Genomic DNA, 13,011 nt, shown 5'->3' on the forward strand with positions numbered 1-13,011 from the left:
CACTCGCCGGGCCCTCGGCCTTCGGGATCGCGAGGGGATTGAGGGGAATGAACCTTCCGCATCGGGTCCAACAGCCATGAGTACTCCGCAAAGCGACACCCAGGAACCCGCCTTCGTCATCGACGCCACCCGGGAGGGCTTCGAGCAAGAGGTGATCGAGCGGTCGAAGTCGGTGCCTGTCGTGGTCGACTTCTGGGCCGAGTGGTGCGGGCCGTGCCGGAGGCTCGGCCCGTTGCTGGAAAAGCTAGCGCACGAGTATGCAGGGAAGTTCATCCTGGTAAAAGCCGATACGGAGCAACTGGGGGACATCGCCTCGGCCTTTGGCGTGCAGGGAATTCCGGCGGTCTTCGGCCTGAGGGACGGGCAGATCGTCGACGGATTCGTCGGCTTGCAGTCCGAGGCCGTGATTCGAGACTTTCTCAACCGCCTCCTGCCGACACCATCGCAGACACTTGCCGCCGAGGCCGCCGCGCTCGAAGCCTCCGATGCGCCCTCGGCCGAGGCGAAGTACCGCGAGGCGCTGGAACTGGACCCGAAAGAGGTGAAGGCGAAAATCGGCCTGGCCCGCGTGCTCGAAGCGCAGGGCAAAACCGATGAGGCCGCCACCCTGATCACCCAGCTCGAAGGCCGGGGTTACCTCGAACCCGAGGCCGAGGCCGTCAAGGCTCGCCTCGCCCTCGACGCCGCCGCGGCCGACGCCGGCGACCTCTCCTCGGCCCGCGCCGAGGCCGAGGCCAACCCCGACGACCTGCACGCCCGCTTCCGCCTGGCCGAGGCCCTCGCCGCCTCCGGCCAGAACGAGGAGGCGCTGGCGGTGTGCCTCGACCTCGTTGAGCGCGACCGCCACGGCGTCGGCGAGCAGGCAAGGCAGACGATGCTCGCGGTCTTCAACCTGCTGCCCGCCGACGACCCGATCGCCACCGAGTACCGCCGGAAGCTGTCGTTCGTGCTCTGATGCGAACCGACGGAGCCGGACCCGATGGACGACCCGATGCCGGTGGGAGACCCCCCTCAAACGTCCCTGCGACGGCTCGGCCTGGCGGTGTTTCCCCTGGGGGTTGTCCTGCTGGGGATGGCCTGGGGGCGGATCGCGTCGATCTGGATCCTCTCGGATCGGCCCGAGGGGATCGTGACGGCCTGGGGGATTGCCGCGGGGGCGGCCACCGCGATGATGATCGCCCTCGCGATCGGATCGGTGGGCCGTCGCCGACGTCACCGGGCCTGGAGGCTGATCGCACTGCGATGCATCCTGACTGCCGTCATGCTGGCCCTGATCGTGCTCGATCCCTTCGTCTCGATGCCAAGAGGAGATCGATCTGTCGTGGTTGTTGCCACGGCGATCATCGTGCCGATGGCCGTCTGCCTCTGGGCGTTCCTCCGGGAGGGATCGGTGGCAAGCACCCTGGCGCTTTCGGTGTTCATCGCCGCGTCGGCCGCCTGCATCTTCTTCAATCTCAGCTTCCGAGGGATCGGGATCGGGTTCTTCTCGCGATGGAACATCTAGGGGGCTCTCGGTCCAGCGCCGACCGGGTGCCACCGTCGGGCGATTGACGATCTGAAGAAACGGCACGCACCGGCTCCGGGCCTCGTCACGGGGTATCCCGAGGGCCGATAGCCAGCCGCTCGACCTGCCCGGCCTCCGTCGGGTCGTAGCCGGGCAACTCCGCCAGCAGCCTCCGGTAGGGCGCGGAACGGACGACGCGGATGAGCGCCTGGATGCGGGGGTCGTCCTCCCAGCGCCGAGGGAAGCAGAGGTCGTAGCCCTCCACGCGGACCCCAAGGAACTGCAAGCCCGCCTCCTCGCCGGTCAGACGCAGGCAGACGCCCGCCTCGGCCCATCCGCAGCGGATCGCCTCGGCGACGCCCCGGTGGTCGTAGGCCAGCCGCCGGGGGGCGGGCCTGCCCGCCAGGACCTCGTCGAGGCACCGGCGGGCCCCCGAGCCGGTCTCGCGTCCGACCCAGGTCAGTTTCGATCCCAGGGTCGACCGCACCGATCGGGCGGCAACGCCGGGGGCCAACGCCACCCCCTCTTCCCATCGGGCGACCCGTAACAGGGTAACGTCATCGGACACGAGCTGACGGACCGCCTCGGCGTTGCCGCCGTCCTCCTCGGCGGCCGCCAGGTGCACCCCGGCGACGTGGACGAGGCCGGCCTGCAAGAGCGCGAGGGCCTTGCCGCTGGATCGGGGGAGCACCAGCAGGCGATCGCCGGTCGTCCGGGCATAGATGTCGGCCAGCAGGCCGACGGCGGGATCGCAGCAGGCCAGCACCAGGGTCCGCCTCGGGTCCTCGTCGTCCTCGGTCAGGTGGCCTCCCCGGGAGATGCCGTCGTGGGCGACGAACCCCATCGGCGAGGCCTCGACCGGGTAGAGCAAGGTCCGGCCCCCGACCTCCGCCCTCCAAAAGCGGCACGGATCGCGGCCGGGTGGCCAGGCCCATTCCGGCCCCCCCGGCGGCTCCGCGACGCCGAAGAGCTCCTCGACGGTGCAGCCGAGGGCATACGCCAGCGATAACGCCGCCGCGACCGACGGCACGAGCCGGCCCATCTCGACGGCGCTGACCGCCGTCCGGGAGATGCCGGCACGATCGGCCAGCTCCGCCTGCGACCAGCTCCGCAGCAGGCGTAATGACTTGACGCGGCCGCCCGGTTCGTGTCTCTTTGTCATGATCGTGTCAAGTTACGACAGTATCGTGTCAAATGCCAGCGGGACGCCGGAGGACCGCATCATGAGGGACGGCCGCATCCGACCGGGGTTCACGCTCATCGAGTTGCTCGTGGTCATTGCGATCATCGGCGTCTTGATCGCCTTGCTCTTGCCTGCCGTGCAGGCCGCCCGAGAGGCGGCCCGCCGCGCCCAGTGTACCAACAATCTGAAGCAACTCGGCCTGGCCTTGCACCAGTATCACGACGTTCACGGAGTCTTGCCGCCGGCCTCGCAGTCGCCGATCTATACCTTCAGCCCTCATGCCCGCGTTTTCCCGTACCTTGAGGCGAACGCCCTGTTCAACGCGATCAACTTCGACCTCGGGCTGCGCTTCAGCGCCAACTCGGGCGTTCGGCCCGAGAACACCACCGCCACGGCCACGCTCGTCTCTGTCTTCCTCTGCCCGAGCGACGGCGGCGGCTCGCTGGTCATCGATCCGCAGTACCGGCCGACGAATTACGTGGCCAACTCGGGCTCGGGCAGGGGAGACGCCGGCTCGTTCTTCCCGCCCCATGCCGACGGCGTCGTCCTTGCACAATTCGTCGTCCCCTTCGCGCAGATCCGCGACGGCCTGTCGCAGACGGCCCTGATGAGCGAGTCGATCATCGGCTCGGGATCGGTCTCCGCGGCCGGGCTGGGGGATCGCCAGGTCCAGTACATCCACCTCGGCACCGAGATGCCGCCGACGAACCTGCCGTCGCCCGACCGTTGCGGCTTTCCCTCCACCTTACCCTGGGCGGGAGACCGCAACGCCGCCTGGGCCCTCGGCCGGATGGACTCCACCCTGTACAACCATATGCTCATGCCGAACGACGATCGCCCGGACTGCATCCACACGCACCGCCGGGGCTGGAAGGCCTCTCGCAGCTTCCACCCGGGCGGCGTGAACCTCCTGTTCTGCGACGGCCATGTCCAGTTCGTCAAGGAGTCGGTCGGCCCCGCCGCCTGGACTGCCCTGGCTACCCGAAAGGGTGGCGAGGTCGTCTCGGCCGACGCTTACTGACCGACCCTCGGAGCACGGATCGAACGATGAACACACTTCCGACACTGATCGCCGCGCTGGCTCTCGTGATTCCCCCGGACGGCGACAGCGGCTTCTGGGTCCGGCATGTCGGGGACCGAAGGACCATGCTTGGCCAGGGCGACCTCTCCGCCCACATCCACCTGAGCGACCTCGCCAACGTCCCGCACCTGTACGCCCTGGGACCAGTCGTCGGGCTCAAGGGAGAGATCACCATCATCGACTCCGAGCCAACGATTGCCGTGTTGCGCAATGGGCAACCGGAGACGTCGTCGACCTTCAACCTTGGCGCCTGCTTCCTGGCCTTTGCCCAGGTCCCCGCCTGGCATCGAATCGAAACGACCACCCAACTCGACGGCTTTATATCTATCGCCGCTCAGGTCGAGGCCGTGGCGACCGAGCTGGGCCTGGACCTCGATGGTCCCCTACCATTTCTCATCGAGGGCAATTGCGATCAGCTAACCTATCATATCATGTTTAAGAACGGCGATCGTCCTCACAACGAACAGGAGCACCGCAAGGCGAAGCACGTCTTCGACGCGAGTGGCCAACGGGTACAGGTCGTCGGCTTCTTCGCCCGGCGAGGAGGCGAGACCTTCATGGGGCCCGGCCAGGTCGTCCACATGCACTTCCGGCTGCCCGACGGCTCCCAATCGGGCCACGTGGACGAAATTACCTTTCCGGACGGGGCGATCCTCTCGCTCCCAGCCGTTGTTTCGTCTCGAAGACGTTGAGGAAAACGGAAGGAAGAGGCCAAGGCTGAGCGCCCGCAACCAACTGCCTGCGGTCGTAAACGACGTGAAGCTCGGCGACGTGATAGCCGAGGTCCTCAGGAATGTCTCCGGCGTCTGAGGTCGTGGCCGCGATCACCCGAGGCTCGGCCGATCGCCTGGGCCTTCAGGTGGGAGACCACCTCAACGCGGTCATCACGTCGACCGAGGTCATGATCGACATGTCATGATCGGTCTGCCCAAGATCATCGGCGTCTCGGGAATTGGCGTCGCCAAGACCGGCGTCCGAGGGACTCGACCCCCAACCGGGTGCCATTGCCGGGGCGGTTGACGATAGAATGGAGGGCACAATTGCCGTCTCCGCGTTCCAGTAACCGCCATTCCCTCCGCTGTGCAGCCGTTGATGATGAGCCAATCACCGCTCCGCGATGCAATCACCCGCGGCCTTGAGCCCGGATCAAACCTCGCCGCGTCGATCCACGAGCTGGGGGATTACCCCCTGCGCACCGCCGACGATGCCCAGGCCCTGTGCGAGGCTCTCGACCGCCTTCCTCCTGAACCCGATCCGGACGACCAGACAACCCGGTCCCCCCTGCATGCCGTGCTCGGAATCTTGCAAGGGATCGAGACGCGAGAAGCCTACGAGGTCATCGCCGAGCGGGGGATCCCTCGGCTGGTGGCGATCGTGACCGCTCTGTTGCGATCCCCCGAGGCATCCACCCCCTCGCGGCGCGAGGTCATCGCCTTCGCCCTGAAGGTCCTCGGCCTCTATCGCGTGCCCGAGGCGATCGACCCGATTGCCGAGGCCGCCCGCCGTCCCGGCGTCGACGAGGCCTTCCTCTGGGAAGTCATCTTCCGGACCTTCGACGCGCAGCACCCCCTCCGGTTGACCCTTTGCGACCGCCTGCGCGAACCGCTTCCCTCCGGCTTCGCGGGGATCACCTATCTCGACTTCGCCAACACCCTGGCCCGCGAAGGGTTCATTGATGATCACCCGTTTGACTCACCCGAAGGAATCGATCGGCTGGTCGGCTTGCTGAGGAACTCCGACCCGGAATCCTTTTCCCAGGCTCAGAGCGCCGCGGCGGCCTTGCCGTTTCTCGACCCGAGCGCCAGGCAGCCCTTGATGGCCCTGGCGATGGACCACCCCTCGACCGGCGTGCAGATGGAAGGGGCCTGGGCCGCGGCGAAGCTCGGCAGCGAGGCGGGCATTCGCTTCCTCGGTCGGCTCTGCATGGACGTCAACCACAGCCTTCAGGCCCGGCTCTATTTACAGGAGCTGGACCGGCACGAGGCCGTTCCCCCCCGCGCCCACGAGCCGAACTTCGAGGCAATGGCCAAGATGGTCGACTGGCTCGGGCACCCGATGGAGTTCGGCCGTCCTCCCGACGAAATTTCCCTGTTCGACACGCGGGAACTGCTCTGGCCGCCGGCCAACGACATGAAACGGCTCTGGCTCTTTCACTACCGATACCACCCGACCGCACCCGATCAGCCCGCCACCGAAGGGGTCGGCCTCGTCGGCTCGATCACCTTCTCCCTGTTCGGGGAAACATCGCCGAGCATGACCCCGGAAAACATCTACGCGCTTCACTGTTGCTGGGAGCTTGCCGTCGAAGACGACCCGAGGGCCCCTTCGGCCCGTTCCATCGCCGCCGGCCGAGCCTTGCTCGGCTTCCCTGCGGACGAGTAACGCCCGCAACCCTCACCCCCACACCACCCGAGGCCGAGCCCGGCCTGAGCGTTCCCCATGACCCCCCCCGATCCGACCGAACCGATTTCCGATCGCGTAAGCCGATCCTCAACCGTCATCGCCGTCTTCACCGTGGCCATGATCGCAACGCATCTGGTCTTACGGTTCGGAATCAACACGAGTGCAACCGCTTGGGGGATTCCCGCCCAGCGCTGGCCCTTGCTGGCCGCCTTGCTCTTTGGCGGTGTCCCTCTGGTCTTGGAACTGCTCTCGAAGATGCTCCGCCGCGAGTTCGGCTCGGACTTGCTGGCGGGCATCTCGATCATCACGGCGGTCTTGCTCGGGGAATACCTCGCCGGAGCCCTGGTCGTCTTGATGCTCTCCGGCGGCGAGGCGATCGAGGCCTATGCCGTGCGCAGCGCCTCATCGGTCCTCGAAGCACTCGCAAGGCGAATGCCCTCAATTGCCCACCGCAAAGCCCCCGAGGGCGGCTCGGTGGCCGATGTGGCACTCGACGAGGTCGCCGTCGGCGACGAGCTGGTCGTCTTTCCGCACGAGATTTGCCCGGTCGACGGCGAAGTCATCACCGGTCACGGAACCATGGATGAATCGTTCCTGACCGGCGAACCGTACCTGATGTCGAAGGCCCCCGGTTCATCGGTGATCTCCGGGGCCATCAACGGCGAGTCGGCCCTGACCATCCGGGCCGATAAACTAGCCATTGATTCCCGATATGCGAAAATCATGGAGGTGATGCGCGCCTCCGAACAGCGCCGCCCCCGCATTCGACGGCTGGGCGACTCCCTTGGCGCGCTCTACACTCCCCTCGCCGTGGCCATCGCCCTGCTCGCCTGGCTCCTCAGCGGTGATGCGGTGCGGTTCCTGGCCGTCCTGGTCGTGGCCACGCCGTGCCCGCTCTTGATTGGCATTCCGGTCGGCATCATCGGCGCCATCTCGCTGTCGGCACGTCGCGGGATCATCATCAAAGACCCGGCCGTTTTGGAAGCCATTGATACCTGCCGCACCGCCATCTTCGACAAGACGGGAACCCTCACGTACGGCGCCCCCCGCTTGACGGCAATCGACGTCTCCCCGGTCATGGATCTGTCTGAGGACGCCATCCTCCACCTCGTCGCCAGTCTGGAACGCTATTCGAAGCACCCGCTCTCCGGCGCGATTTTGAACGAGGCCCGAGGCCGACTCCTTGACCTCTCCGACGCCTCGCAGGTCGAGGAGCGCCCCGGCCAGGGCTTGCTCGGATCGGTCGCGGGTCATTCCGTTCGGATTTGTAGACGTAAGCAATTGCTTGCGCTCGATCCCGAGGCCGAACCCCACCTTCCTCCCATGTCCGGGGGAATGGAGTGCGTGGCTGCGATCGACGACCGCTTCGCCGCCGTCTTCCGCTTTCGCGACGAGCCGAGGCGCGAGGGTGCCTCGTTCATCGAGCACCTGGGGCCGAAACACCAGTTTGACCGCGTCTTGATCGTCTCCGGCGACCGGGAGTCGGAGGTCCGCTACCTGGCCGACCGGGTCGGCATCGGCGAGGTTTTCGCCTCGCAAACCCCCGAGCAAAAAGTAGCAATCGTCCGGAACGAGACCTCACGAGCCCCCACCGTCTTTCTCGGCGACGGCATCAACGACGCCCCCGCCCTGGCCGAGGCGACCGTCGGCATCGCCTTCGGCCAGAACAGCGACATCACGGCCGAGGCCGCCGGCGCCGTCATCCTCGACACCTCCCTGTCCAAGGTTGACGAGTTCTTTCACATTAGCAAACGTCTGCGACGGATCATCCTCCAGAGTGCCGTCGGTGGCATGGCCCTGAGCCTCGTCGGCATGATCTTCGCTGCCTTCGGCTATCTCCCCCCCGTGGCCGGGGCGATCGTTCAGGAAGTCATCGACGTACTCGCCGTTGTGAATGCGTTGCGTGTGGCCTTTCCACCCGTCCATTTGACCGATTTCGATGCCGAACCCGGCGCTTCGGCGAGATGACGATCCTCAATACGCGATCGCTTCACTCCCAGACGAAGACCTATCAGCCCCTTGAGCCTGTTTATGGCTCGTCATGGACGGACACGGTTCCCGAATCCCATTCCCACATTGATAACGGCTCGATCCGTCCTTTCTTCATGCCATCCTTCGAGGGATTCTCATCCCAGATTGATGCCCGCTGTTCCGGACTCGGCGATGATCTGGTCCGCCGATTCGCCTGCGCCTGCTGCCGACGGATCTGGCACGTGATCGAGGATAATCGGGCTCATCGCGCCCTTGAGGTGGCTGAGCGGTTCGCCTCGGGACGTGCGAGAATCGAAGACCTCGACACCGCCCGCGCCGAGGTTGCCGACCTGCTCCAGGTCGCCTGGCACGCCGAGTGGGTGGCGGAGGCCGAGGCCAACTTCTCCTACAACCCTCGGTATTGCGAGATCCAGGCTCGCCTTTTTGCGACCCTGGCCGTCTGGTACACCCTCTCGCGGATCATGGCCGCCCCTGAACCGGACGACGTGTTCTTCCTGACCCCACGCCACAAGCAGAGCAGCTGGTTCTGGGCCGAGGCAACGGTCGAGGCGATCGAGCGGGCCGAGGCACTCCGCTGGTTCGACGAGCAACGCCCGGGCGATCCCGATGCCGTCAACGTCTCCAACACGACCGCCCGGATGCACCGGATCGAGGAGCGAAGTGTTCAGTGGACCATCCTGAACCGGATGATTGAGCATCGGTCGTCACGCGAGTGACGTTCAACGGATTCGATTCCCAGGTCGATCCGAGACCATCGTCCTCAACGGCCATTGCCGGAATCGTGTCCAGAATTTACGTGTTTTACGTCGCGATTTGTGCGTAACACGCGTAAGTCGTGCCTCTGCTCTTCGCCTTCCCGGGAACGCCAGGGTGGCGTATGATCCCGCCGCAAGGAGTTGGGTCTCGATCCGATGCGGCCCGAGATCGGCAAGGGAGGCCACTGTCATGGCACGATCACACCAGTTGGGCCGAGCCGACCGATGGGTCGGGCTGCTTGGGCTCCTGGCCGTGCTCGTACTGGGCATGGGGCTCGGCGATGCGCGCCGATTGACCTATCACGAGGCGATTGTCGCCCAGGGGGCTCGCGAGCTGCTTGCGTCCGACGCGGCGGTCGACTGGCTCGTGCCGACCCTCGGAGGTCTTCCCTGGCTGGAGAAGCCCCCCCTCGCTCACTGGCTGGTGGCTCTCTGCTCCTGGGTGGCGGGGGGTGTCACCGAAACCTCGAGCCGCGTTCCCTCCGCCCTGGCCGCCGCCTCCCTGGCCGGGCTGGTCGCCTGCTTCGCCGCCCGACGCTTTGGGAGAACCATCGGCCTCCTCGCCGGAAGCGTTCAGTTGACCACCTCCTGGTCCATTCAGCGCGGGCGGCTGGCCGATGCCGACATGCTCCTGGCTCTACTTGTCGCTGCCACCCTGATCGCCGCCGACCGCCTGCGGACCGCTTCCGACCCCCGATCCGCCCGATCCTGGCAATGGGCCTTCTTCGCCCTGCTGGGCGGCACCAGTCTGGTCAAGGGGATCGGCTTTGGCGCGGTCCTGGCGATGGCGTCACTGGGGGCCTTGCTTCTCTGGGACCGCGACCGCCGCGCCTTGCTCCGGCTCTGCTGGCCGACCGGCTGGTGCCTGGCCGCCTTGCTCGCGCTTGCCTGGCCCCTGGCGGTCGCAAGCCGATACCCCGACGCCGTCTCGCTCTGGCTCGGGCACGTCACCGATCGCCTCGCCGCCGAGCCTCGCCGGTTCGCCGGGCAACCGATCGGGGCGTTCTTGCTCACGCCAATTCTTCAGACCTTGCCGTGGACCCCCTTCGCTCTGGTCGGCGCCTGGCATTCGCTGCGCCGAGGTCGTCTTGAGCCCGGCGGCCCCGACCGCCTGCTCTGGGCCTGGGCCTTCATCCCCACGCTCCTGCTCTCGATGGCCTCGGTCCGCAACGGCCACTACCTCATCCACGCCCTGCCCCCCTGGTCCGTCTGGGCGGCGCTCGGACTTGTTCGCCTCGGTGATCGTCTCCAGACGCGCCGAGGCTGGTCGCCCGATCGCCTCCGACGCGCCTCCGTCGGCCTCTTCGGCACCATCGGCGTGGTCGTGGCGATCATTCACATGCTCATTCTACCCCAGGTCGATCACCGAGGGCGCGAGTGGTCCTGGTACGCCGAGGCTGCCCGCCAGGCTCCCCCTGATGAACCGCTCGTCTTGCTCTACGACTGGGACGGCCCCGACCCCTGGGATCGTCTGCCGTATCCCACCCCCTTCGGCCCGATTCCGTCCGATCTGGCCGTCCGCCTGTTTTATCTCGATCGCCCTGCTCAGTGGCTTTCCGGTCCCGATCGCCTCGCCGCGAACCCCCCCTGCTCCGGCCCCTTCACCTTCATCGCCCGAGACCGCGACCTGCCTTCGATCGATTCCCTCGGCCCGATCACCGAGCTGACCCGAGGCCCTTCCCACCGCTGGGACCGCACTTACGCCCTCTTTCACGTCTCCCCGACACCTTCCGACCGGCTCGCGGTCGGCGATCTATCCTCCCCCGGCGATCGCCAGCCTCATGCCGAGCCAAAATGATAAGCCAATGCGCGCTTGCTCATTCACTCAATCACTCTTGACAACAGCGAGGAGTATGTTGAGGAGTGAGCATCAGCGCTATTCCTGAGGCTTCAAGGCGAAGACACGGACGCTGGCAGCGTAGTCGTTCACATTGTACTGGCGCAGCAGTTCGGCCAGACGATCGTGAAAGGCCGCATCGTCCGGAGCCACCGAGGGCGCGGGTGAGCAGCATCCGGTCTCGGCGATCGGCAAGGCTCCCGCGGGAGCCGATGCCGGAGGGGGGCAGCAGGCGGCCTGATTCTCGACCTTGGCATACGCGTTCAGGTCGGCCCCGGTGTCCACCACCTCAACGGCCGAGAACCCGGCGTCAAGCAGCATCTGCCGATATTCAGGAATGAGCACCGCTCCGGCAATGCAGCCGACATAGGCCATCAGATCGTTCCCGAGCGCCTCCGGAAGCTCCTGCTTCAGGGCGATATCACTTACGGCCAGCCGACCACCGGGCTTCAACACGCGGACAATCTCGCGAAACACGGCGGACTTGTCCGGAGCGAGGTTGATCACGCAGTTGCTGATAACACAATCCACCGAAGCGTCAGGCAGAGGCAGGGCGTCGATCGAGGCCAGGTGGAACTCGGTGTTCGTCGCCCCGGCCTTTGCCGCGTTGCGTTCGGCCAACGCAATCATTTCGGGGGTCATGTCGATGCCGATCGCCTTGCCAGCCGGTCCCACTTTTTTCGCGGCGAGCAAGACATCGAGCCCCCCTCCCGAGCCGAGGTCCACCACCACCTCCCCCTCGCGCAGGTTGGCCGTCGCCGTCGGATTGCCGCACGAGAGGCCCATATTTGCCTCGCCCGGGATCGAGGCCAATTCCTCCGCCGAGTAGCCGAACGCCTCGGCCACCGCGCGTACCCCTTGCTGATCACTCGACAGGCCGAAACCCGCCACCGATCCATATTTGGCTTTCACCGCCTGGGTCACGGTTTCCGACATGATGTTTTCTCCCAATGAAAAGAATGCGGATGCATTTGAATGAGAGTTACCGAACGTTGGTCAAGGCGTGAAACATCCATCGGCCGAGGTCATCGCGGCGCTCCGCGTAGCGAGCCGATTCCTCGGGAGTTCCGTCCGCCTCTTTCGGGTCGGCGAAGGGAATCGACAGCCGGATCGAAGCCCCGGGCACCACCGGGCAACCGGCGTCCGCCTCGTCACACACCATCAGGGCCGCAAACCCCGATCGGGGATTCCTTGCATCATCATAACGTTTCGAAAACTCAATCGCCTCGGTTTCCGGGTTTCCGGCGACGGTCCCCCACCGCACTCGGTAGACCGGGTTCGACTCCATCGACTCTTCCCGATCGCGCTCGACTCCCGTCGGCTCGATCACCAGACCAATGGCACGCAAGGCCGCAATCGTCCGAGGGTTGAACGCGGTCGGGCTCGTCCCTCCGCTGGAGAATCGGACCTCAGAATACCCGACAAAACTTGCGATGATGTTTCCCATCGTTGATCCCAGCATGCTCCGCCGACTGTTCCCGGTGCAGACCACGATCACTGGCGAGGCCTTGCCCCTCTCCCGATTCCTCGCAATCCACGAGCCCAGCGCTTCGGCCATCTCCGGGTGAGCGATCCGCGCCTCCTCACCAGCAAGATGCTCGACATACGCAGCAACGGCCGGAATCAGCAACGGTCGGCGAGCGGACATTCCGGTCATGATCGGTCCCGGTGGTCAGGGTCGCGGGCGGTTGAGGCGTATTCGTCAAGCCGAATATAAAAACGCAAAAAAAGAGACTTATCTGCTGCAACATGCGATGAGCCGATCGAGCCTCCTTCGATCTTCGCGCAGCAGCTCAATCGGGCCAAGGCACGCGCCGAGACTCTCAATCAACGTGCGGTGCAGGCTCGATCGTGGCCTTGCCAGGCGGTAATGCACCCAGAGCCCTTCCTTGCGCCCCACGACCAGACCGAGCGTGCGAAGCGAGGCCAGGTGACGCGAAACCGTCGGTTGTGGCAAGCCGAGCGCCTCGTGCAGGTGGCAGACGCAGACCTCGCGATCGCCGACGAGTAGGTTCAAGAGCCGCAGTCGCACCGGATCGGCAAACGCCTTGAACAGCGCCGTCGATTCGGCCAGGGTCGGCGAGGCGTCGGTGATCGTGGGGTTCATCGGTCGGCCGCGTTCCGGAACTCCGAGATGTACTCAATTCACATTCCCGAATGTACGCCGACCCTTCATTCAAGGTCAAGGGGAATCGGCCACGGTCGACATTGACCGAGACGATTCCCCTTGCATGACCCCATCGTCGGGGGGCATGG

13 protein-coding genes are annotated in these 13,011 nt (G+C 65.8%); 9 read left to right on the forward strand and 4 right to left on the reverse strand.

The features are described 5' to 3' along the window. Positions 1-76 precede the first annotated feature (76 nt). Together HG800_RS16250 and HG800_RS16255 are read left to right on the forward strand one after the other, a co-directional pair. On the forward strand, positions 77-955 hold the full coding sequence (locus HG800_RS16250; RefSeq protein ID WP_169977676.1) for a tetratricopeptide repeat protein: 879 nt from the start codon (positions 77-79) through the stop codon (positions 953-955). Positions 956-979: 24 nt separating this feature from the next. Next, positions 980-1,504 (forward strand): hypothetical protein, encoded by a 525-nt coding sequence (locus tag HG800_RS16255; protein WP_169977677.1) that lies wholly within the window; start codon positions 980-982, stop codon positions 1,502-1,504. A gap of 85 nt (positions 1,505-1,589) precedes the next feature. On the opposite strand, the gene HG800_RS16260 is transcribed toward HG800_RS16255, so the two are convergent. Next, positions 1,590-2,666, reverse strand: coding sequence for a substrate-binding domain-containing protein (locus HG800_RS16260; RefSeq protein WP_169977678.1), 1,077 nt, complete (start codon positions 2,664-2,666; stop codon positions 1,590-1,592). A gap of 61 nt (positions 2,667-2,727) precedes the next feature. Here HG800_RS16260 and HG800_RS16265 point away from each other — a divergent pair, with 61 nt between their 5' ends. The 7 genes from HG800_RS16265 to HG800_RS16295 all read left to right on the forward strand — a co-directional run bounded on the left by HG800_RS16265 (position 2,728) and on the right by HG800_RS16295 (position 10,716). Continuing rightward, positions 2,728-3,708, forward strand: coding sequence for a DUF1559 domain-containing protein (locus HG800_RS16265; protein ID WP_169977679.1), 981 nt, complete (start codon positions 2,728-2,730; stop codon positions 3,706-3,708). 26 nt (positions 3,709-3,734) lie between these two features. Beyond that, entirely contained in the window at positions 3,735-4,460 is a 726-nt protein-coding gene (locus HG800_RS16270; protein ID WP_169977680.1) for a hypothetical protein, read from the forward strand. Between the two features lie 101 nt (positions 4,461-4,561). After that, positions 4,562-4,687: a TOBE domain-containing protein gene (locus HG800_RS26970; RefSeq protein ID WP_206352304.1), complete on the forward strand. Its 126-nt coding sequence runs from the start codon at positions 4,562-4,564 to the stop codon at positions 4,685-4,687. A gap of 173 nt (positions 4,688-4,860) precedes the next feature. Beyond that, positions 4,861-6,150, forward strand: coding sequence for a hypothetical protein (locus HG800_RS16280; protein ID WP_169977681.1), 1,290 nt, complete (start codon positions 4,861-4,863; stop codon positions 6,148-6,150). Positions 6,151-6,207: 57 nt separating this feature from the next. After that, a complete protein-coding gene (locus HG800_RS16285; protein ID WP_169977682.1) occupies positions 6,208-8,139 on the forward strand; it encodes a heavy metal translocating P-type ATPase in 1,932 nt (643 codons plus the stop codon). Then, positions 8,136-8,879, forward strand: a complete 744-nt coding sequence (locus HG800_RS16290) for a hypothetical protein (RefSeq protein WP_169977683.1) — start codon at positions 8,136-8,138, stop codon at positions 8,877-8,879. The genes HG800_RS16285 and HG800_RS16290 overlap by 4 nt, the downstream gene beginning before the upstream one ends. A gap of 229 nt (positions 8,880-9,108) precedes the next feature. Continuing rightward, positions 9,109-10,716 (forward strand): ArnT family glycosyltransferase, encoded by a 1,608-nt coding sequence (locus tag HG800_RS16295; RefSeq protein ID WP_169977684.1) that lies wholly within the window; start codon positions 9,109-9,111, stop codon positions 10,714-10,716. A gap of 78 nt (positions 10,717-10,794) precedes the next feature. Here HG800_RS16295 and arsM read toward each other — a convergent pair whose 3' ends face one another. From arsM to HG800_RS16310, 3 genes are all read right to left on the reverse strand, one after another. Beyond that, positions 10,795-11,691: an arsenite methyltransferase gene (gene arsM / locus HG800_RS16300; RefSeq protein WP_169977685.1), complete on the reverse strand. Its 897-nt coding sequence runs from the start codon at positions 11,689-11,691 to the stop codon at positions 10,795-10,797. Between the two features lie 46 nt (positions 11,692-11,737). After that, positions 11,738-12,403, reverse strand: coding sequence for a hypothetical protein (locus tag HG800_RS16305; protein ID WP_169977686.1), 666 nt, complete (start codon positions 12,401-12,403; stop codon positions 11,738-11,740). Positions 12,404-12,490: 87 nt separating this feature from the next. Then, a complete protein-coding gene (locus HG800_RS16310) occupies positions 12,491-12,862 on the reverse strand; it encodes an ArsR/SmtB family transcription factor (protein WP_169977687.1) in 372 nt (123 codons plus the stop codon). Positions 12,863-13,011 lie beyond the last annotated feature (149 nt).

This window comes from Tautonia rosea (assembly GCF_012958305.1).
Classification (GTDB): Bacteria; Planctomycetota; Planctomycetia; order Isosphaerales; family Isosphaeraceae; genus Tautonia; species Tautonia rosea.

Bases quoted from the DNA above. Each gene is read 5' to 3' on its own strand.
- HG800_RS26970 (WP_206352304.1), top strand. From the start codon at position 4,562: ATGTCTCCGGCGTCTGAGGTCGTGGCCGCGATCACCCGAGGCTCGGCC.
- HG800_RS16290 (WP_169977683.1), top strand. From the start codon at position 8,136: ATGACGATCCTCAATACGCGATCGCTTCACTCCCAGACGAAGACCTAT.
- HG800_RS16255 (WP_169977677.1), top strand. From the start codon at position 980: ATGGACGACCCGATGCCGGTGGGAGACCCCCCTCAAACGTCCCTGCGA.
- HG800_RS16295 (WP_169977684.1), top strand. From the start codon at position 9,109: ATGGCACGATCACACCAGTTGGGCCGAGCCGACCGATGGGTCGGGCTG.
- HG800_RS16310 (WP_169977687.1), bottom strand. From the start codon at position 12,862: ATGAACCCCACGATCACCGACGCCTCGCCGACCCTGGCCGAATCGACG.
- HG800_RS16280 (WP_169977681.1), top strand. From the start codon at position 4,861: ATGATGAGCCAATCACCGCTCCGCGATGCAATCACCCGCGGCCTTGAG.
- HG800_RS16260 (WP_169977678.1), bottom strand. From the start codon at position 2,666: ATGACAAAGAGACACGAACCGGGCGGCCGCGTCAAGTCATTACGCCTG.
- HG800_RS16305 (WP_169977686.1), bottom strand. From the start codon at position 12,403: ATGTCCGCTCGCCGACCGTTGCTGATTCCGGCCGTTGCTGCGTATGTC.
- HG800_RS16265 (WP_169977679.1), top strand. From the start codon at position 2,728: ATGAGGGACGGCCGCATCCGACCGGGGTTCACGCTCATCGAGTTGCTC.
- HG800_RS16285 (WP_169977682.1), top strand. From the start codon at position 6,208: ATGACCCCCCCCGATCCGACCGAACCGATTTCCGATCGCGTAAGCCGA.
- arsM (WP_169977685.1), bottom strand. From the start codon at position 11,691: ATGTCGGAAACCGTGACCCAGGCGGTGAAAGCCAAATATGGATCGGTG.
- HG800_RS16250 (WP_169977676.1), top strand. From the start codon at position 77: ATGAGTACTCCGCAAAGCGACACCCAGGAACCCGCCTTCGTCATCGAC.
- HG800_RS16270 (WP_169977680.1), top strand. From the start codon at position 3,735: ATGAACACACTTCCGACACTGATCGCCGCGCTGGCTCTCGTGATTCCC.